20 protein-coding genes are annotated in these 21,789 nt (G+C 32.1%); 14 read left to right on the top strand and 6 right to left on the bottom strand.

What is annotated here, in order from left to right:
• Nucleotides 1-861: 861 nt before the first annotated feature.
• A complete protein-coding gene (locus KA883_RS05800) occupies nucleotides 862-1,281 on the bottom strand; it encodes a PPC domain-containing DNA-binding protein (protein WP_046207371.1) in 420 nt (139 codons plus the stop codon).
• Between the two features lie 205 nt (nucleotides 1,282-1,486).
• Here KA883_RS05800 and norA point away from each other — a divergent pair, with 205 nt between their 5' ends.
• The 11 genes from norA to KA883_RS05745 all read left to right on the top strand — a co-directional run bounded on the left by norA (nucleotide 1,487) and on the right by KA883_RS05745 (nucleotide 15,534).
• Entirely contained in the window at nucleotides 1,487-2,647 is a 1,161-nt protein-coding gene (norA, locus tag KA883_RS05795) for a multidrug efflux MFS transporter NorA (RefSeq protein ID WP_046207372.1), read from the top strand.
• A 432-nt stretch (nucleotides 2,648-3,079) separates the two neighbouring features.
• On the top strand, nucleotides 3,080-3,826 hold the full coding sequence (locus tag KA883_RS05790) for a hypothetical protein (protein WP_046207373.1): 747 nt from the start codon (nucleotides 3,080-3,082) through the stop codon (nucleotides 3,824-3,826).
• A gap of 164 nt (nucleotides 3,827-3,990) precedes the next feature.
• Nucleotides 3,991-4,863: a UTP--glucose-1-phosphate uridylyltransferase GalU gene (gene galU, locus KA883_RS05785; RefSeq protein WP_046207374.1), complete on the top strand. Its 873-nt coding sequence runs from the start codon at nucleotides 3,991-3,993 to the stop codon at nucleotides 4,861-4,863.
• A 75-nt stretch (nucleotides 4,864-4,938) separates the two neighbouring features.
• Nucleotides 4,939-5,418, top strand: a complete 480-nt coding sequence (ybaK, locus tag KA883_RS05780; protein WP_046207375.1) for a Cys-tRNA(Pro) deacylase — start codon at nucleotides 4,939-4,941, stop codon at nucleotides 5,416-5,418.
• Nucleotides 5,419-6,213: 795 nt separating this feature from the next.
• Entirely contained in the window at nucleotides 6,214-6,972 is a 759-nt protein-coding gene (locus KA883_RS05775; protein WP_046207377.1) for a DeoR/GlpR family DNA-binding transcription regulator, read from the top strand.
• The gene (gene pfkB, locus KA883_RS05770; protein ID WP_046207378.1) at nucleotides 6,969-7,892 is read left to right on the top strand and encodes a 1-phosphofructokinase; all 924 of its coding nucleotides are present in this window, start codon (nucleotides 6,969-6,971) and stop codon (nucleotides 7,890-7,892) included. The genes KA883_RS05775 and pfkB overlap by 4 nt, the downstream gene beginning before the upstream one ends.
• A 1-nt stretch (nucleotide 7,893) precedes the next feature.
• Nucleotides 7,894-9,831: a PTS fructose transporter subunit IIABC gene (locus KA883_RS05765; protein ID WP_046207379.1), complete on the top strand. Its 1,938-nt coding sequence runs from the start codon at nucleotides 7,894-7,896 to the stop codon at nucleotides 9,829-9,831.
• Nucleotides 9,832-10,001: 170 nt separating this feature from the next.
• Nucleotides 10,002-11,162: an N-acetylglucosamine-6-phosphate deacetylase gene (gene nagA / locus KA883_RS05760; RefSeq protein ID WP_210139901.1), complete on the top strand. Its 1,161-nt coding sequence runs from the start codon at nucleotides 10,002-10,004 to the stop codon at nucleotides 11,160-11,162.
• 298 nt (nucleotides 11,163-11,460) lie between these two features.
• Nucleotides 11,461-12,813: a hemolysin family protein gene (locus KA883_RS05755; protein WP_046207381.1), complete on the top strand. Its 1,353-nt coding sequence runs from the start codon at nucleotides 11,461-11,463 to the stop codon at nucleotides 12,811-12,813.
• A 255-nt stretch (nucleotides 12,814-13,068) separates the two neighbouring features.
• Nucleotides 13,069-13,908: an aldo/keto reductase gene (locus KA883_RS05750; protein WP_046207382.1), complete on the top strand. Its 840-nt coding sequence runs from the start codon at nucleotides 13,069-13,071 to the stop codon at nucleotides 13,906-13,908.
• 525 nt (nucleotides 13,909-14,433) lie between these two features.
• Nucleotides 14,434-15,534, top strand: a complete 1,101-nt coding sequence (locus tag KA883_RS05745) for a glycosyltransferase family 2 protein (protein WP_046207383.1) — start codon at nucleotides 14,434-14,436, stop codon at nucleotides 15,532-15,534.
• Between the two features lie 539 nt (nucleotides 15,535-16,073).
• On the opposite strand, the gene KA883_RS05740 is transcribed toward KA883_RS05745, so the two are convergent.
• From KA883_RS05740 to queC, 5 genes are all read right to left on the bottom strand, one after another.
• Nucleotides 16,074-16,328 carry a GlsB/YeaQ/YmgE family stress response membrane protein gene (locus KA883_RS05740; protein ID WP_046207384.1) on the bottom strand — a complete coding sequence of 85 codons (255 nt, stop codon included), beginning with the start codon at nucleotides 16,326-16,328 and terminating at the stop codon, nucleotides 16,074-16,076.
• 63 nt (nucleotides 16,329-16,391) lie between these two features.
• The gene (locus KA883_RS05735) at nucleotides 16,392-16,985 is read right to left on the bottom strand and encodes a hypothetical protein (RefSeq protein WP_046207385.1); all 594 of its coding nucleotides are present in this window, start codon (nucleotides 16,983-16,985) and stop codon (nucleotides 16,392-16,394) included.
• A 242-nt stretch (nucleotides 16,986-17,227) separates the two neighbouring features.
• Nucleotides 17,228-17,944: a 7-carboxy-7-deazaguanine synthase QueE gene (gene queE, locus KA883_RS05730; RefSeq protein ID WP_046207386.1), complete on the bottom strand. Its 717-nt coding sequence runs from the start codon at nucleotides 17,942-17,944 to the stop codon at nucleotides 17,228-17,230.
• Nucleotides 17,937-18,362 (bottom strand): 6-carboxytetrahydropterin synthase QueD, encoded by a 426-nt coding sequence (queD, locus tag KA883_RS05725; RefSeq protein ID WP_046207387.1) that lies wholly within the window; start codon nucleotides 18,360-18,362, stop codon nucleotides 17,937-17,939. Before queD ends, queE begins: the two co-directional genes overlap by 8 nt.
• Before the next feature lies 1 nt (nucleotide 18,363).
• Nucleotides 18,364-19,035, bottom strand: a complete 672-nt coding sequence (gene queC, locus KA883_RS05720; RefSeq protein ID WP_046207388.1) for a 7-cyano-7-deazaguanine synthase QueC — start codon at nucleotides 19,033-19,035, stop codon at nucleotides 18,364-18,366.
• 250 nt (nucleotides 19,036-19,285) lie between these two features.
• Between queC and KA883_RS05715 the strand changes: the two genes are divergently transcribed.
• The 3 genes from KA883_RS05715 to KA883_RS05705 are packed head-to-tail and all read left to right on the top strand — an operon-like array spanning nucleotide 19,286 to nucleotide 21,610.
• Nucleotides 19,286-19,879: an anthranilate synthase component II gene (locus KA883_RS05715; RefSeq protein WP_210139900.1), complete on the top strand. Its 594-nt coding sequence runs from the start codon at nucleotides 19,286-19,288 to the stop codon at nucleotides 19,877-19,879.
• Complete coding sequence (locus tag KA883_RS05710) at nucleotides 19,863-21,002, top strand: chorismate-binding protein (RefSeq protein WP_046207390.1); 1,140 nt, start codon at nucleotides 19,863-19,865, stop codon at nucleotides 21,000-21,002. Before KA883_RS05715 ends, KA883_RS05710 begins: the two co-directional genes overlap by 17 nt.
• Nucleotides 21,002-21,610, top strand: a complete 609-nt coding sequence (locus tag KA883_RS05705; RefSeq protein WP_046207391.1) for an aminotransferase class IV — start codon at nucleotides 21,002-21,004, stop codon at nucleotides 21,608-21,610. Before KA883_RS05710 ends, KA883_RS05705 begins: the two co-directional genes overlap by 1 nt.
• Nucleotides 21,611-21,789 lie beyond the last annotated feature (179 nt).

Genomic DNA, 21,789 nt, shown 5'->3' with positions numbered 1-21,789 from the left:
AATTATACGGACTTTATCGAAAATAGATATAATCATTAAAATTAAAAATATTGTTCTAGCAATGTAACGTGGGGCGATACTTACACCTACTTTCCTTTTAGATTTATATATGTGATAAACACACATGATCATATAATTATTTTTAGGGGGTACAGTTTTAGCTAATGTTAAAAATACGACTTTGTTTGAAAATGTATTTTTAATATTCTCATTGACTAAGTTTAGTTAATGACAAGCAGTTTAATTTTTAAATAGCAAATAAAAATCCCCTCAAAAAGCTCAATATCAAGGGAACAGCAATATAAAATTACGAATGTGATTTTTCATAATACAATTTATAAACGAAAATTTCAATTATAAACATAATTCGAACCTATTGAAAACGTTTTAAAATAAAAACAAGTTATACATAAATAGCTATTTTCAAAACAAAGTAAATATAAAGCATTTGAGTTAATATACATTATTTTTAAATTTTCCGTTTTTGAGCGATGAGGTTGTTTACTTTTAAAGTTTATTAGTATGATTTGGACTTGTAATTTCTCACAAATTCAAACTCAGAGCGTCAAGACGTTTCAAAATGGTAATCGATAAATGTTAGTACAAAAATAATTGAAGTGTGCTAGTTGGCAATATTAAAAGAATATATATACAGAAAAAACGTTAATTTCTATCTAATTTCAATAGAAATTAACGTTTATGCTTTAGCAAGAGCAAATAATGTTCATGTGTTTTGACTAAGATAGTTTAAATGTATACAAATAATTCCTGGCCTATATATAAATTGTATTTTTTGAAGTTAAACACAGTAAATGTTTTTATGGACTAATGATTCATTATTGTTAAATGGACACCAACAATTTACAAGTCTAATAAATTCAAGCCTATGTCTGCATTGTGTTTACGATTTATATCTAGGTTTGTCATTGTAATGACGATTTCTGCAGTAGCAGATACAACTGCTTTTGTTAAATGACCGCTTAATGTTTCATATTGGTTAGTACCAAAAGTTGCATGTAAATGTGCAAACGGCTTTTCATCAATATGAGAAATATTACCTAACAGGCTAATTAATTCTAAAGGTTCTTTAATTTCCTTTTTTTCATAGGTTTTAGTTTCTAAATTATAGAAATTTAATTCTACGTCGTCACAAGCTCCAATACCACTAACCGTTCCAAATTTACCGTTTTGCTCACGAGCAAGATCCGTTACAGCTTCAACAATATCTTCACCTTGCTCTAGAACTAATACGATAGTATTGCCATCTACTTGATATACCATTTGAAAACCTCCATTCAAATTAATACGTTAATATCATTATACAATTAATTATTTATGAGATGTATAATAGTGTTTGAAAATGTAAGTTTTTCTATTGTTTTTCTATAGGAAAATGTTATAGAATGTTCTAATATTGTGCATTCCTCTAAATTAACGATTCAAAACAAGATGATTAAAAAATGTGTATAAGAATGGAGTGAGAAACGTGAATAAACAATTTTATATTTTATATTTTAATATCTTTTTAGTCTTTTTAGGTATCGGTTTGGTTGTACCAGTGTTACCCGTATACTTAAAAGATTTAGGTTTAAAAGGTAGTGACTTAGGAATTCTTGTTGCGGTCTTTGCACTCGCACAAATGATTATTTCACCATTTGGTGGTACGCTTGCAGATAAATTAGGTAAAAAATTAATTATTTGTATTGGGCTTGCACTTTTTGCGATTTCAGAATTCTTATTTGCCGCAAGCCACACGTTTTCTCTACTAATCGTTTCTAGAATATTAGGTGGGTTTAGTGCTGGAATGGTTATGCCTGGTGTTACAGGGATGATTGCTGATATTTCTATCGGAAGAGATAAAGCGAAGAATTTTGGTTATATGTCTGCAATCATTAATTCAGGTTTCATTTTAGGGCCTGGTTTAGGTGGATTACTAGCAGAAGTTTCACATAGATTACCGTTTTATGTGGCTGGTACTAGTGGTGTGATAGCACTTATATTATCTATCACTTTAATTAAAAATCCAAAAAACGAAACGCAAGATGGTTTTACACATTATCAACCTGAATTATTGTCTAAAATAAATTGGAAAGTGTTTCTCACTCCAGTCATTTTAACACTTGTACTCGCATTTGGTTTGTCGGCGTTCGAAACATTATTCCCTTTATATACAGCCGATAAAGCACACTATTCACCTATAGATATCTCCTTTGCAATTACTGGTGGAGGCATTTTTGGTGCGATATTCCAAGTGTTTTTCTTTGATAAGTTTATGAAATACTTTGAAGAACTTACTTTCATTACTTATGCATTACTTTATTCAGCAATTATATTACTTGCGTTGACATTTATGCATAATTACTGGTCAATTATGATTATTAGTTTTATAGTATTTATTGGATTTGATATGATTCGACCAGCAATTACGAATTATTTTTCTAATATTGCTGGAAATCGCCAAGGATTTGCTGGTGGATTAAACTCGACCTTCACAAGCATGGGGAATTTTATAGGACCATTAGTAGCTGGTACATTATACGATATTAACTTTGAATTCCCACTTTATATGGCAATATTAGTAATGTTTATTGGTATGATAGTAATATTTATTGAGAAATCAATTCGAAATCGTCTAAAAAAATCATAAAATTAATAACGCAGACAAGTTACGATGCTTAAAACGAAATGCTATATATGACATGAGAAAATAAGTCACTATTCTATAAAAGATAATTTAGATTTCTCACAAATAAACTAATATTAAAGGAGTAAGATATGAGATTGGAGTTACCAATTTAATTTCATATTTTACTCCTTTTTAATTTGAAAAATAAAGCAATTCAAACTTTAGAAATATGTTGATTTGTCATGTTAATACTCCTAATTGGTTTAAAAAGGGGCTGTATTTATTCATTTATAATTTCAAATATGACACGAATATTAAATTAAGTTGCATACGTAATATTCATGTTACAGAAATTACAATTGTTTTAAATTGTAGTCTATATAAGTTTTTTGTTAAATATTTGTGATAATATGTTGTTGTGATTATTAAAGAGAGATGATTAAGGGGATAAAGTTGAAGAATTTACTATTATCAATATTGGCTTTTCTATTAACATGCTGCTTCATATTTTTATTAGTATTAGTTACTAATCAACAAGTGCTAGCCAAAGTACATGAAACGATATCGAGTTATTCCGATACTAATAATACTGTTCAATCCAAAGCAAGCGCGGAAAAAACAGACTTCGAATCAAACGTGCCGAACGATAAAAAGCATGACGCGCAAAAAGAAAAGCCATATAATGCAAAAAACCATGAGCCGATAGCAAAATTAGCAACGCATGATTTGAATGATAAAGAGGCTGGAGAAATCAATTTGCCTCAATTTTCAGAAGCGCTAAATAAAGCGAAAAAAATGGTAGACAATGATAACCATTCTGAAAATAAATATAATGACTATGGTATTGATAGTACATGTGAGGGAACTTATTACTATATTTTTACTTTCGAAAATAAGCAACATCCCAAAACATATTATAGAGTCACTGTAGATCAAAATAATGAGGCAAGAATATTTGATGATGCTTATCAAGTTCAAAAACATCAAGACCAAGACAAACCGAGAATATCGCCTCATGAATCAGAAGTAATTGCTCAAAAATATGCAAAAGATGCACTAGGAAATAATGCTACCTTGAAAAAAGTTCAAACTTCAAAGCAAGGTATGTCTTATACATTTTATGATGCGGCAGCAAATAAAGAATATAAAGTTATTGTGAATAAATTGGGTGATGTCATACGTCAACCTGCATTAAAATAGGGAAATAAAAACATTCAACTTTTAGATACTATTGAAGTTGAATGTTTTTTAGTATCATAAAAAAGTATAAAGTTAAATGTATCGATGTTATTATTATATTAAGACTAAACTGATTTATATTTTGATGAATATTAAATTATTAAAAATTGAAAAGGATGAATGTTTTGAAAAAAATAAAAAAAGCAATTATACCTGCAGCAGGATTAGGTACAAGATTTCTTCCGGCAACAAAAGCTATGCCAAAAGAAATGCTACCAATTTTAGATAAACCAACGATTCAATACATTGTTGAGGAAGCGGCTCGTGCTGGTATTGAAGACATTATAATCGTGACTGGTAAACATAAACGAGCAATTGAAGATCATTTTGATAATCAAAAAGAATTAGAAATGATTTTAGAAGAAAAAGGAAAAACTGATTTATTAGAAAAAGTGAATTACTCTACCGAACTTGCTAATATTTTTTATGTAAGACAAAAAGAACAGAAAGGCTTAGGACATGCGATTTATTCAGCGCGTCAATTTATTGGGGATGAACCTTTTGCCGTATTATTAGGTGATGATATTGTTGAATCTACACAGCCAGCCATCAAACAATTGATGAATACATATGAAGAAACTGGTAAATCCGTAATCGGTGTTCAAGAAGTGGATGAAAACGATACGCATCGTTACGGTATTATTGACCCATTAAGTAAAAGCGGACGTCAATATGAAGTGAATCAATTTGTAGAAAAACCAAAACAAGGAACTGCACCTTCAAATCTAGCAATTATGGGGCGTTATGTGTTAACACCTGATATTTTTGAATATTTAGCAAATCAAGGTAAAGGTGCTGGTGGGGAGATTCAACTGACAGACGCTATTGAAAGAATGAATAAGGAAAGCCAAGTCTATGCCTATGATTTTGAAGGTGAGCGTTATGATGTTGGTGAAAAATTAGGTTTCGTTAAAACTACAATCGAATTCGCTTTAAAAGACCAAGAAATGAAAGCGGCGTTAACGCAATTTATTAAGCAACTTAATCTGGATGAATGATTTGTGATCAAGTTCCTTTATAGATAGAAAATATTTTGATATACATGAAACATTTTAATCATATGAGGTATCGAAATGAAGCAAAAGAAAACGAATGCTATGCGAATGTTAGATCGTCAAAAGATAAACTATAGTGTCAATATTTATGAAATTTCAGATGAACATATAGATGGTACTGAAGTAGCAAATAAAGTAGGCATAGCGGATAAGTATGTTTATAAAACACTTGTTTTAGAAAATAGTGATCATCATCATTTTGTGTTTATTATTCCGGTAAGTAACACATTAGATATGAAAGCGGCGGCACATGCGGTAAATGAAAAGAAACTGCAATTAATGCCTTTAGATGATCTTAAAAAAGTAACAGGCTATATAAGAGGTGGTTGTTCACCGATTGGCATGAAAAAGCAATTTGAAACCGTTGTTGATGAGCAAGCAACAAGTATAGATTCACTTTATATTAGTGGCGGAGAGCGCGGGATACAGATTGAAATGGCAGTAGATGATTTGGTTGAAGTCACCAATGCAAAAGTGATGCACGTCACTCATCATTAACAACGCAAAAATAAATAAAATCACGAAAAAGGCATGATTCCATTTCGTGATTATTTAGCAGGCAATAAGTAATTAAATATTTTTTGTAATTTTATAAAATTGAGTGTATTAATGATTTGAATTTTTATTCGAATTTTGCACTCTTTTTTTTATGCGTTTTTTAAATTGACGTTCTACAATCATTAAAAACGTAAGGCTCAATGTAAAAAATGTGAGAGCCATCGTTAGAACAAACATAGATTCTATTGGGAGTAAAAGTAATATAAGTAGTACGATAAAGTTACTAATATATGCATATGTATAGAGTAAAATCATGGTCATTCGTATATATTTGTCGGATGTTTGACTAATAAATTGTAACAGGTTAAACGCCATTTGAAAAAACAACAAAATATATATTATCAAAGTTTGAAAAAACACAAAATCAGTTTTGAATTTTTCACTTATGTATATATTGAGCATCATTAAAATAGCAAAGATAATTGCGGTACTAATTCTGATTCGTCTTTCCCATTTTACTATAGATGATTTTTGCATAACTTCACGGCACTCCTTGTAAGAAATATATGGAATAAAAAAGATTGTGTTATACATTGTGCATTATAACGTAATGAGATGTATTATCAAGATACTCAAAATGGTTATTAATACATAGTTATGGAGCATAATTATTTATAAAAGGGTCAATCATCAAAATTTATTAGCTTTATATGATTGTTTTTGATTGTTTTTGACAATAAATGATTGAAAAAAGAAAGCGCAACCATTATAATGAAAATGAAATGAGGTGAAGGGATGATTACAGAAAAGCGCCAGGAGCTCATATTGACTGAATTGTCAAAAAAAGATTTTTTAACCTTGCAAGAATTAATAGATCGAACTGGATGTAGTGCTTCTACAATTCGCCGAGATTTATCCAAATTACAAAAAATTGGGAAGTTGAAAAGAGTACACGGTGGGGCAATGCTTAATGAATCATCTATTTTAGAACCTAATTTGGCAGATAAACGCGGTACAAATTTAAAGGAAAAACAAGAAATTGCTCGATTAGCAGCACTAGAAATAGAAGACAATGAATGTATTTTTATAGATGCTGGTTCAACTACACTTGAGATGATTCCTTATATTGATGCACAAAATATCATTGTAGTAACAAGTGGTTTGACGCATGTCGAAGAGTTAATTAAACATGGTATACGTACATTTATTTTAGGTGGAGAAATTAAATCGACAACATATGCGACAGTAGGTGCTAGCGCACTTGAAACGTTGAAAAGCTATCGTTTTGATAAAGTATTCCTTGGTATGAACGGTATTGATTTAAAATATGGTTTAACTACACCAGACGAGCAAGAAGCAATTATTAAAAAACACGCGATATATTTAGGTTCGAAAGCGTATGTTTTAGCTGATCATGATAAATACGACAAGGTGTATTTTGCACATGTGCCTGTCGAAACACAAGTTAGCATTGTTACTTCTAAAAAAGTAAAAGAGAGTGACATATTTAAGCAATATACTGAACATTATACATTTATTGGAGGTACACGATGATTTATACGGTAACTTTTAATCCCTCTATTGATTACATCATGTTTGCTGATGATTTTGAATTAAATGGATTAAACAGAGCGACAGAAACTTTTAAATTTGCTGGAGGTAAGGGTATCAATGTTTCAAGGGTATTGAAAACATTGAATGTCCCTTCAACAGCCTTAGGATTTGCAGGTGGATTTCCAGGTCAATTTATAGATGACACTTTAAAAAAAGCAGGTATTCAAACTGATTTTATAGAGATAGATGAAGATACGCGGATTAATGTAAAACTGAAAACTGGTGATGAAACAGAAATAAATGCACCAGGTCCAAATATTTCTCAAACACAATTTGAAAATCTACTCAGACAACTTAAACAAACTTCAAAAAAAGATATTGTAGTCGTGGCAGGAAGTATACCGAAAAGCGTCCCTAAAGATGCTTATGAACAAATTGCAAAAATCATAAAACAAACAGGTGCTCGATTAGTCGTAGATGCTGAAAAAGATTTAGTGGAATCCGTATTAAAATACAACCCACTATTTATTAAACCGAACAAACATGAATTAGAAGTGATGTTTGATACATCAATCAATTCTGACGAAGATGTTATCTATTACGCACAAGAAATTATGAAACAAGGAGCATCATCTGTGATTGTGTCACTTGGTGGTGAGGGCGCAATTTATGTTGATCATAAACATAGTTTGAAAGCGTCAGTACCTCATGGTCAAGTTGTCAATACAGTTGGTTCCGGTGATAGCACTGTTGCAGGCATGATAGCTGGTCTTGAAACAGGATTGACGATTGAAAACGCGTTTAAACAAGCGGTTTCTGCGGGGACAGCGACTGCTTTTAACGATGATTTAGCCTCATACAAAGCCATTGAAGATATTAAAGAACATGTGACAATTACGACGCTAAAAGGGAGTGAATGAGATGAGAATTACAGAGTTATTAACTCAAGAGACAATAGCTATGGATCTTTCATCAACTGATAAGAATGGTGTCATAGATGAATTAGTGAATCAACTAGATAAAGCAAACAAATTAAACGATGTATCAGTTTTTAAAGAAGCTATTTATAATCGTGAAGCGCAAAGTACCACAGGTATTGGAGAAGGTATTGCGATACCACATGCTAAAGTAGCTGCGGTAGATACGCCTGCTATCGCCTTTGGTAAATCTAAAGCGGGTGTGGATTATCAAAGTTTAGATATGCAACCGGCACATCTGTTCTTTATGATTGCTGCTCCAGAAGGTGGCGCACAAACACATTTAGATGCATTAGCAAAACTATCAGGTATTTTAATGGATGATAAAGTGCGAGAAGATTTACTAAATGCAACGTCTCCACAAGAAGTGTTACAAATCATTGATAAAGCTGATGATGAAGCTACAGAAGAAGTAGAAGAAGAAACCGAAAGTTCTGTCTCTTCAGCTGACACAAATGAACCCTATATATTAGCGGTTACTGCTTGTCCAACGGGCATAGCACATACTTATATGGCTCGCGATGCTTTGAAAAAACAAGCTGAAAAAATGGGCGTTAAAATAAAAGTAGAAACAAATGGATCTGGCGGTATAAAGAATCATCTCACAAATGAAGATATCGAACGTGCAACTGGCGTTATTGTAGCGGCAGATGTGCATGTTGAAACAGCGCGTTTTAATGGTAAGAATGTTGTTGAAGTACCAGTAGCTGACGGAATTAAACGCCCAGAAGAATTAATAAATATGGCACAAGATACTTCTCGTAAACCGTTTGTAGCGAGTGCTGATTCAAGTGAAGCACAATCAGAAAGTAATGAAAAACAAGGTGTCGGTAAGACAATTTATAAACATTTGATGAACGGTGTTTCTAATATGCTACCACTTGTTATAGCTGGTGGTATTTTAATGGCTATTGTGTTCTTGTTTGGTGCAAACTCATTTGATCCAAAAAGTTCAGATTACAATGCGTTCGCAGAACAATTGTGGAATATAGGTAACAAGAGCGCCTTTATGCTAATTATACCTATACTTGCTGGTTATATTGCACGCAGTATTGCAGACAAACCAGGTTTTGCTGCTGGTTTGGTTGGTGGTTTGTTAGCTAGTACAGGTGATTCTGGCTTTATCGGTGGCATTCTTGCAGGTTTCTTAGCAGGTTATTTAACATTAGGCATCAAAAAATTAACAAATGGTATGCCACAATCTCTAGAAGGTTTAAAACCAACTTTAATTTTCCCGGTATTCTCTGTTTCTATAACAGGTTTACTGATGATTTATGTTTTAAATCCTCCAGCATCTTGGTTAAATAATTTATTGCTGAATGGATTACAAAGTTTATCAGGTACTAACATTATGTTACTAGGCCTTGTTATTGGCGCGATGATGGCGATCGATATGGGTGGTCCATTTAATAAAGCAGCTTACGTATTCGCTGTAGCTGCATTGACAGAAGGTAATGCAGCACCAATTACAGCAGCGATGATTGGCGGTATGGTGCCACCGATTGCTATTGCCACAGCAATGTTACTGTTCCGTAAAAAATTCACAAAAGAACAAAAAGGTTCTATTGTTCCAAACTACGTGATGGGGCTATCTTTCATTACTGAAGGCGCAATTCCTTTTGCCGCAGCTGACCCTATTCGTGTAATCCCGTCTATGATGGTGGGTTCAGGTGTAGCAGGTGCAATTGCATTAGGCTTAGGGTCATCCATTCAAGCACCACATGGTGGTATTATTGTTATATTAGGAACAGACTTTAGTCACGTATTACAATCATTGATAGCAATCATTATCGGAGCTATCATAGCAGCAGTTATTTATGGTATGTTAAAACCAAAATTAACTAAAGATGAGATACAAAGTTCAGAAGCGATGAATGATTAAAATTATAAAGGTTCATAATGAAAACCAGAAGAAACTCATGATTGAGTGAAACTTCTGGTTTTTTTAATTATTTGCTTTTGAATATAATATAAGCGTTGAATTTGGTAAAATAAAATATAAGTGATTTAAGAAAATTTTAACCTAAAATAATTGAAAAGAAGGTAATATAAATGGTTGAATATGTAATTGAAAATGGACGAATATATACTGAAACTGAAACCATTGATTGCGGTTATATCATCATTAAATCTGGTAAAATTGCTGGTTTAGGTGTTGGGAAGTATGAAGGTGATTTACAAACGATCGATGCACAAGGGCATCATATTCTACCTGGTTTTATTGATATTCATATGCATGGTGGCTATGGGGAAGATGCGATGGATGCATCGATGACGGGCTTAAAACATTTATCAGAATCATTGCTATCTGAAGGCACAACGAGTTATTTAGCAACTACAATGACACAATCAGATGAAAATATAACAAAGGCACTTAAAAATATTGCTACATATCAAACACAACAAGATACGAAAATTACAGCTGAAATTGTGGGTATCCATTTAGAAGGTCCGTTTATTTCTGAGCATAAGGTAGGGGCACAAAATCCTGGTTATGTCCAACGACCTTCAGTAGAAAAATTAAAATACTTCCAAAATATAGCGAATAATCACATCAAAGTCGTCACATTTGCACCTGAAGTCGATGGTGCTAAAGAAACGTTGGCAACTTTTAAAGATCAAATTATATTTTCAATTGGACATACTGTTGCGACATTTGATGAGAGCAATGAAGCGGTGGAAAACGGTGCCAAACATGTTACGCATTTATATAATGCAGGTACCCCGTTTGAACATAGAGAACCAGGGCTATTCGGTGCTGCGTGGATTAATGAAAAATTAAACACTGAAGTTATCGTCGATGGGATTCATTCACATCCAGCTGCTGTAAATATTGCATATAAGCAAAAAGGCAATGAACATTTCTATTTAATTACAGATGCTATGAGAGCAAAAGGTATGCCGGATGGAGAATATGATTTAGGAGGTCAAAATGTCATCGTGAGAGGCTCAGAAGCACGTTTAGCTTCAGGAGCATTAGCGGGAAGTATTTTAAAAATGAATACTGGTTTGCATAATCTTATTAAATTTACAGGTGATACACTAGATAATCTATGGCGTGTTACGAGCTTAAATCAGGCCATTGCTTTGAATATTGACGATAAAAAAGGTAGCCTAAAAACAGGTAAAGATGCTGATATTGTCATTGTGAACGATGATATTGAAGTTCAGACAACAATTAAAAATGGTGAAATCCATCATTTTATAAAATAAGCATTATTTTAAAGTATATAAACATTTTCAGAACAAAAGATGTAAAATTTAGAAAGTTGACGTGAAGGTGATTTTGCGTTTAAATGGTACATTAGGTGAATATAAAATTTTAATTTGTATAAATTACTTTCGAAATAAGTATTGTGATAAAATAAAAGAAATGCGTATTTTTAGGGAGGTGTTACAATGGGAAGGATTTAGCATATAAAACAAACTTAAGCAATCAAATCATATTTTATAAGCAGTCACCTATTGTGACACAAAATTTGGAGGTGAATCCCTAGAAATAGGGAACTAATTGGAAACAGTGACCATAATAAATTTAGTAATATTCTTTTTTTTAATAGCATTAACTACAGTCTTCGTAGGCTCAGAATTTGCATTAGTAAAGGTACGTACTACTAGGATTGAACAACTTGCAACAGAAGGCAATGGTAGTGCACGTGTTGTTAAAAAAATGATTAAAAACCTAGACTATTACTTATCAGCATGTCAATTGGGTATTACAGTGACATCTTTAGGATTAGGTTGGTTAGGTGAACCAACATTTAACAAGTTGCTACACCCATTATTTGAATTAATCCATTTACCTGAAGCACTGACGACAACTATTTCATTTATCGTAGCATTTATCATTGTGACATATCTACATGTTGTTTTGGGTGAGTTAGCACCAAAAACACTTGCTATCCAATATACTGAAAAATTAGCATTGGTTTACGCTAGACCGCTATATTATTTCGGATTTGTAATGAAACCATTAATTTGGTTAATGAATGGTTCAGCAAGAATGATTATTCGTATGTTTGGTGTGGATCCTGATGCAAATAATGATGCCATGTCAGAAGAAGAAATAAAAATTATTATAAATAATAGTTATAATGGTGGAGAAATTAATCAAACAGAATTAGCATATATGCAAAATATTTTTTCATTTGATGAAAGACATGCCAAGGATATCATGGTACCGCGTACACAAATGGTTACATTAAATGAACCGTTTAATGTAGATGAACTATTAGAAACGATTAAGGAACATCAATTCACACGTTACCCAATTACAGAAGATGGCGATAAAGACCATGTTAAAGGGTTTATTAATGTAAAAGAATTTTTAACAGAGTATGCTTCTGGTAAACCGATGAAAGCAAGTAACTATATCCATGATTTACCAATGATTTCTGAAACAACTAGGATTAGTGATGCGCTTATTAGAATGCAGCGTGAACATGTTCACATTAGCTTGATTATCGATGAATATGGTGGTACTGCAGGTATTTTAACGATGGAAGATATCTTAGAAGAAATCGTCGGTGAAATTCGTGATGAGTTTGATGATGATGAAGTCAATGATGTTGTAAGACTAAGTGATAATAAATACCAAATTAACGGTAGAGTGTTATTAGATGATTTAAATGATCAATTTGGTATTGAATTTGAAGATTCTGAAGATATAGATACAATTGGTGGCTGGTTACAGGCACATAATACTAATTTACAACCCAATGATTATGTAGATACACAATATGATCGTTGGATTATATCAGAAGTGGATAATCATCAAATTATCAATGTTATCTTAGAATTTGAATATCATGAAACACGTCCAACTCCAGAAGAAGATGAAGACGAAGAAAGCAATGATAATTAAGCTATGAGTATGATGCACTAGCAATGTTGAAATTTTTAGCATAGTAATCATCATTTGCTGACAAGATATCAACATATGTTTTGCACCACTCGCATATTACTTGTATGATAAAATATAAGTAGGTATTGCAAAAACTGGGACATCATTGAATGTTCCAGTTTTTTTATAATTATCTTTATAGAAAAGCTAAATGCATAACGTGTTTTTATGTAAAATTGAAAATATATTGATATTAAAAATGAGGAGGATAAGTGTATGTTAGAAGATACATATTATTTAAATAATGGTTATCCTATGCCAAAAGTTGGTTTAGGTGTGTATAAAATCACTGATGAGGAAATGGAAAATGCTGTATCTAGCGCTTTAGATATTGGTTACCGTGCTTTTGATACAGCTTACTTTTATAAAAATGAAATTGCATTAGGCAATGCTTTAAAAAAATCTGATGTACCACGTTCTGAATTATTTATTACATCAAAGATATGGAATGATTATCAAGGATATGATAAAACAATTGAATTTTTTACAAAATCTATAGAGAATTTAGGTACTGATTATCTAGATTTATTTTTAATACATTGGCCATGTGAGGAAGATGGACTTTTTATTGAAACGTATAAAGCGATGGAAAAATTATATAGAGATGGTCGAATCCGTGCCATTGGGGTATGTAACTTTAAACAACATCATTTAGAAAAATTGATGGCAGAGACAGAAATTACGCCTGCTGTGAACCAAGTGGAGGTACACCCTTATTTCAATCAGCATGAGCTACAAGATTTTTGCGATAAACATGATATTGCAGTGACAGCTTGGATGCCACTCATGAGAAACCAAGGTTTACTTGAACATCCTATCATTGTTGATATTGCCGAACGTTATAGTAAAACACCTGCACAAATCGTGTTGCGTTGGCATTTAGCACATAACCGTTTAATTATACCAAAGTCTAAAACACCTAAACGTATTAAAGAAAATTATGATATTTTTGATTTTAGTTTAGAATTAACGGATATTGCTGAGATTGATAATCTAAATCGAGATGCGCGCCAAGGTAAAGATCCTGATAAAGTGCGTATAGGCGATTTAAAGTAATGATCTAAAATAGCAAAATTTAGCTTTGTTTATAAAAATTTGAAGCGAAAAATAGCTGAAAATGGAGAAGTAGTTGCAAAATCAAGGCTTATTTTTTAGTAGTTTCTTCAAAAAAGGTGAACGTTAAATATTTTAAATAACGTAGGATAGAGCATGGTGTTCATGACACTTGTTTCTCTATCCTACTTTTTTAATTTTACGAATATATGTTTTATTTCCTTTTCTGACAAATAGTTGATAAACTAAATGGACAATGTTACAACTTTTTACAAAAAAGATATCGAACAATATTTATATGTATATATGCTCTACATTATCATAAAAATTTAAAAACTAAATTTTAGTGTTTCTTAATGACACGAATTATTGGTATTATCTATTTCAAAATTTTTTAAAAGAGTGTAAGTTTTATAATTGATTATTAAGGAAATATAAAAATTGTGTAAACCTAAATGAAAAGAATGGCGAAATAACTGTAAATATTGGTAAAGTAAAATTGAAGTAATTGAAATGAAGGTGTTTATTATGCATATAAGAGTTATAGTGCCATGTTATAACGAAGGTGAAGTAATATTAAAAACATATCACAAGTTAACTGAAATATTAGATGAAGATAGTCTTAACCGTCACTATAACTATGATTTGCTATTTGTAGATGATGGTAGTCAAGATAAAACGATTAATTATATTCAAGAAATGGCAGCACAGGATGAACATGTAAAATATATTTCATTTAGTAGGAATTTTGGTAAGGAATCAGCAATGATTGCCGGTTTCCAACACAGTGTGGAATGTGATGCTGTTGTGATGATTGATGCTGATTTACAGCACCCGCCAGAGCTTATACCACAGATGATAGATAGTTATTTGGATGGCTATGATCAAGTCGTCGCAAAACGAGATAGAACAGGTGAAAAACGTTCAAGAAAATTTTTAACGCAATGCTATTACAAAGTGATTAATCATTTTGTCGAGGATATTAAACTAGAAGACGGTGTTGGAGATTTTAGATTGCTTAGTCAACGCGCGTTACACTCATTAACATCGTTAAATGAATATAATCGTTTTTCAAAAGGGTTATATGAATGGATTGGCTATAATACTAAAGTTTTTACTTATGAAAATGTTGAAAGAGAAGAAGGTACATCGAAATGGTCATTTGGTAAATTATTGAACTATGGTATAGATGGCTTGATCTCATTTAATAATAAACCATTACGCGCTATGATTTATTTAGGACTGATTGTATTTTTTGTGAGTCTACTTTATATTATATTTAGTTTTGGAAATATTATGATTAATGGTGTGAAAACACCAGGGTACTTTTCAACAATTGCAGCTATTTTATTACTTGGAGGCATCCAACTGATTTCAATCGGTATTGTAGGCGAATATATCGGTAGGATATATTATGAAGTAAAACAGCGACCAAAATATATTGTTCAAGTATCTAATTTAAAGCAGGTAGACAAAACGAAAGGGTTGGACTCTGAATTAGAAATGTCTGAATATCCAGAAGAAGAGAAAGAACAAAATAAAAACAGTATAAATAGAGAAGAACATTTTTATGTACCATCTCATAAGGTTAAAACTGAAAAGAATAAAACACTTGTTAAACATAGATAATCACTGCCCTCAGGTTATGCTAAAAGCGTAGTCTGGGGGTTTCGTTTATTAAAAAATTGAGTTTAATTGTGCATGGTTGTCCGAGGAGGTGATTTGAGCCTGTGTCTTTCGGCATATCAATCTAAAGCATTATCACATTACAAAATTGTATAAGAGCCAAATTAGTTAAATACTCTTAAAAGCAAAAATAAAAATGTTATAGTCAAAGAAATTTTGATACAGAAGTAATGTTTAGTTTTATAAAGGTTGTTTTAGATTTTAGGTTATTGTTGAGCCCGTACACACAAAGTTAAAATAACAACTAAAGATGATACGAATGACATTTTAAAAAAGATAGATCATAAACCCTCATGATAATAACACTTTAAAAAACAAAAAACGTCAATTTCTAAAGTATCTCAATAGAAATTGACGCTTATTTTTGGTTGAGATTTTAGTATTCCTGAGTGCTTTCGCTATTTAGTCATCTTCTGACGATATAGAAACTATGACATTAAGTTTCAGGAATTTCTTTTAAAACTAAAAAATTAACAAACCATTTATTTTTTACGTAATTTTCCCAATATAAATGATGCAAGGGCAACAAGAATAATTGTTCCAATTAGTGCAGGGAAGATAGCGATACCGCCTAAATGCCAACCCCAATCACCTAATATCCATGAACCTAGTGCAGAACCTACGATACCAGCAATGATATTTCCTAAAATACCTCCAGGGATATCTTTACCGACGATACCACCAGCAATCCAGCCGATTAAACCGCCGACAATTAACATAATAATAAATCCAAACATAAGTATACCTCCTTTTTAAATAGCATAATCAATTATTACATACCACAAAATATAATTTGCTAATCATTTTTTTGAAAAAAATATATTCTGCCATAATAAAAAAAGTAAGAATAATAAATGTACAATTATAAAGGCATACCAATAAGGTGTTAATAAAGGCATGATTGTAAAAGATAATACAATAATAATTTGGCCAATCACTACTGGTTTGCGAATACGATTCAAGATTTTAATTTGTTCTTTTTCATGTGTTTGGAATGTACTATAGAACAATAAAGTTGCACCTATGAGAAAAATAGCTGGAGCTAAATATGGAATGGACATATAGTAAGAATCTTTACTTGTATCGTATGAAAGGATTAAAGATGTACTCATGATAATCGTTAAAATAAAACCAATAAATTTTTGATCAGTTATGACATATGTTTTTGTTTTTTTATTGAGATACAATTGCAACAATGTCCAAATAATTAAATGGGTGCAAGTATAAAATGTTATGTAATCGTATTTACCAACAAGGACTAAATTAATGATACTATTAATGGTTATTGATAAAAGTATAGAGCTAAACTTAAGTTGTTTGAAATTCTGACGATATAAATCAATAACGAGTATGATTGCTACCGTAGCTATATTTATGATTATATTTATTAGCATGTTGCTCTCCTAACCTAGATACTTCACTGCAACATTATATCAATTAAGTTAGATTTAATCATTTAATAACAGTTGATGTTTTAAAAAATTATAAGTCATTATCTGACATATTGTAAAATTGTTATTATTTTAAATAATTATATTTACAGTGACAATCATTGCTATGTTTTATGTACAAAGTAAAAACCGGTTTATTGTATAGACAAAGAGCATTATACAACGAACCGGTTCATTGACTCAATTTAAACACCTTTTTTATTACTCCAAAGTAAAGTATGTAATTGAGGTAATACATATACATTATTCATATCGCTACTATCCATGACACGATTCACAAGGGTTTCATATAATGAAAGTAACTTTTCTGTGTGAGATTCAACATATTCTCCGTCTAGGTATGGATTCCCAACTTGTAAATAAAATGGCACGTTAGGATATCTATGATGAATCATTTTGGCAAATTCAAAGTCCTCATCATTGAAAATAACTACTTTAAGATTGAGTGTTTCTGGCTTACATTTAGCAATGACATCATCTAAAATAGGTAAATTTGGTTTCATCATTGAGCTAGGTGGTTTTGGACTAATTGTTAAATCATCAATTTGTGTCATCCATGGTTGGAATTTACTGCCTTGTGTTTCTAGGGCGCTTTGTATGCCTTTGTCTTCGAATAAATCGACTAATGTTTGAATGCCTTTTATTAAAGCTGGATTGCCTCCTGAAATTGTTACGTGATTAAATGATTCACCTGCAATGTCATATAATTGCGCATAAATTTCTGTAGCATCCATCATGCGTATTTCTTCTTTTGCACTGCCATCCCATGTAAAACTAGAGTCACACCAACTGCAACGGTAATCACATCCGGCTGTACGTACAAACATGGTTTTGCGGCCGATGACACGACCTTCACCTTGTATCGTTGGACCAAAAATTTCAAGCACAGGTATTTTACTCATGGTTTGGCTCCTTTGGTCGATATATGACATAACTTGTTGGTGTTTCTCTGACGTAAACTTGCAAGCATTGTGGTTTGTTTGGCCTTTGGTTTAATGAAGACTGAACCATCTCATATATTGTTTGTGCCACAATTTCAGTTGAAGGACTTTTACCCTCAAATTGAGGTAACTCATTTAATAATTGATGGTCAAATTGACCGTGTACGAGTTGTTTCAATTCACTAAAATTCACTAAAAACCCATTATGGTCTACGGTATCTCCACCGATTGTTAAGTTGACAAAGTAAGTATGTCCATGCGTACGCATGCATTTTCCAGCGTCTTCACTTGGAATATAATGTGCGGCTGAAAAATTAAAATCCTTATTAAGTTCAAATTGGTAATTGTGGTTAACACTAGGGTAATTTTGTTGGAACATATTAATTCGCTCCTTTTTCTTCTAGATAAGCATTAAGACCGCGTGCGCGTAGTTTACAGGCAGGACATTCGCCACATCCTTCGCCAATAATCCCGTTATAACAAGTTAACGTTCGCTTTCGAACGTATTCTAATACACCGAGTTCATCGCTTAAAGCCCACGTTTGTTTTTTATCCAGCCACATTAACGGCGTGTGAATAACGAAATCTTTATCCATAGAGAGGGAAAGTGTAACGTTCATTGACTTAATAAAGCTATCTCGACAATCAGGGTAGCCAGAAAAGTCTGTTTCACATACACCCGTGATAATATGTTTAGTATTTGTCTGATATGCTAGGGCGCCAGCAAAAGATAAGAACAGCAAGTTACGTGCAGGCACAAACGTGTTTGGCATACCACTATCTCCTTCGTTTATATCCATATCATGTTGTGTCAATGCGTTAGGAGTGAGTTGAGATAATAGGGACATGTCAAGTATATGGTGCTCGACTGCTTGTTCTTGAGCGATTTGTTTTGCAACCTGAATTTCTGTATCATGCCTTTGTCCATATTCAAAAGTTACTAAGACAACTTCATCAAAATGTTTTTTTGCCCAAAATAAACAGGTTGTACTATCTTGGCCACCGCTAAATACTACGATGGCTTTATTATTGTTTAATGGCTGTTGTGTCATTATAGTTTACACTCCTTAAAATATCGTGCTAGCTTTGCCATATAAAACTGATGACGCCATAAAAAAACGCCTATCTCTATAAAAAGATAGACGTCGTTCAAGTGTCTAGTTTTTTATAGAGGGTGTCAGCTAGAAACCTCTGTTACATTTATACCGTGACTAGAATAATACATTTAAGCTGTAAAATCAAGTTGAGATTTGGGATAATAACTATATTAGAATAATATATAACTACAAATGAGGTGATTCAATGTTACTTGTAATCGATAATAAAGACTCATTTACGTATAATATCGTGGACTATCTCAAACAATGTTATACAGGGACAATCAAAGTGGTTGATGTGGATGAGATTGATATAGACAAGCTCATCGATATGAAACCATTGGCGATTATCATATCGCCAGGACCAGGAACGCCGTCAGATTATCCGATTTTAAATGAAGTCATCACACAATTTATGAATAATGTACCAATTTTAGGGGTATGCTTGGGATTCCAACAAATTATTACTTATTTTGGGGGACGTATTGTAAAGAATCATAAGCCTATCCATGGCCATACAACTTCAATTACCCGCACGGGCAAAGGTATTTTCAAAGATTTACCAAAATCATTTAATGTAATGCGTTATCATTCATTAATGGCAGACATACATACATTTCCTGTTGAGCTAAATGTCACAGCAACCAATGATAAAGGAATAATTATGGCCTGTGAGCACCGAGAATGTGCTATTTATGGTGTCCAATATCATCCTGAATCGTTTTTGAGTGAATATGGTATCGAACAAATTAAATTATTTATTGAAAGTGTGGAGGCGCATCATGCAAGTAAAATTTAATTACCAATATTATATAAATGAAACACAAACCGAAACGTATCAATATCTATTTAAAGAATGTTTGAGTAAAAAAATAGCATATCAAATGCAGGACGTTGGAGAAGTCATTCGATTTGCTGAATTACATCAAAGTAAAGGTAAATATGTGGCGTTATACTTACCATATGAAGCGGCAAGTTATTTTAATAATCAGTTAGCAACGATAACGCCTAAAGGTATATTTGTGTATGCTGCTGCATATGTATTTGAATCAGTACACGATGACTTAAATGAACAAGCTTTGGCATATCAGCGTAAATATAATTTTAAATTTCAATATAGACATGCGCGCATGATTGATCATATTAAACAAGTGCAAAAAGCGATTGTAGAAGGTAATACATACCAAGTTAATTATACAACCAGATTGAGTGATGACGTAAAAGGGCCGATTTCTGAACTTTATCATGTACTTCAGGGCGGAAATCATGGTCATTATTCTGCTCTGATTGATACAAAAGAAGTTCAAATAGCATCATTATCCCCAGAGCTATTTTTTCAATTTGGCCCATTTAAAAATCAATCCAATATTGTATTAAGTAAGCCGATGAAAGGAACAATAGCCAGAGGAGAAACAGAATTAGAAGATAAGGCACATTTTGAAAAACTTAGAAACTCTACCAAAGATAGAGCAGAAAATGTCATGATTGTTGATTTATTACGGAATGATATAAGTAGAGTAGCCAACACTGGCACAGTTAAAGTATATCAACCGTTTCATATTGAAAGGTATCAAACGGTGTATCAAATGACATCTATGGTTACTGGGCAGTTAGCAAACCATGTGAGTTTAGCGCAAGTATTAGAAGCTATTTTCCCTTGTGGTTCAATTACCGGCGCGCCGAAAGTAAACACAATGAAATATATTAAACAATTAGAGCAAACACCAAGAAATGGCTATTGCGGAACTATTGGTTTATTGTTACCTGATGGGAAAGCTATTTTCAATGTACCTATTCGTACGATTCAATATATTAATGGGAAAGCTGTATACGGGGTTGGTGCAGGTATTACCATTGATTCCAATCCAGAATCTGAAGTGCAAGAATTCATCGATAAGACTAAAATTTTGGAGAGATTATAATGCAGTTATTTGAAACATTACGATTAGACTCAGGCAAATTTTTAAGGTTGAGATATCATTTTGACAGGATAAAACATTCAGCAAATCAATTTCAAATGACATTCGATGATGATCAATGGCATGAAACGATTTCTGAAATTAAAAACCATTATTTTACAGGGACGTATAGAGTGAAAATTATTTTATATCCCAATGGCATTTTTAAATATGAAGTTGCTGAATTACCTCAAAAAGATAGCTTTACAGCAAAAATTGTACCATTAACCCAAATTCAAGATAAACGCATACTTACGAATAAAACGACAAATAGAGATCATTTAGCACATAATCACGAAACTGACCTCATTTTACTTTATGACGAATCAGGAAAAATATTAGAATTTGATATTGGAAATATTATGATCAAAGAAGGAGATCATTATTATACGCCAGTATTTAATGATGATTTTTTAAAAGGATGTAAGAGACAAGAATTAATAGATGAAGGTGAATTAATAGAAAAAGATTATAGTTTGGCAACATTTAAGCAAAAGTTAAGGCAAAATCAAATTCAAGTTTTTCTGATAAATAGTTTAAGAGAGGTTGCCGATGTTGCAATAAATCTATAGAATATAGAAAGTATAAGAAAAATATAAATTTTAATTCTAATAATTGTGATAAAACGTTATTGCGATAGTGTTTGATATCCATAATTGAATGTATCAAATATGCTACACATAGATATAGTTTAACTGTAAGTTATGAAGTAAGTTAAACAAAGTTATATGCGTCTTAAAAATCTAATGTC

It is taken from the genome of Staphylococcus sp. GDY8P54P, from assembly GCF_017892645.1.
GTDB classification, from domain to species: domain Bacteria; phylum Bacillota; class Bacilli; order Staphylococcales; family Staphylococcaceae; genus Staphylococcus; species Staphylococcus ureilyticus.
The sequence above is the reverse complement of the archived record's forward strand: the minus strand, read 5'-3'. Positions and strand labels throughout refer to the sequence as shown.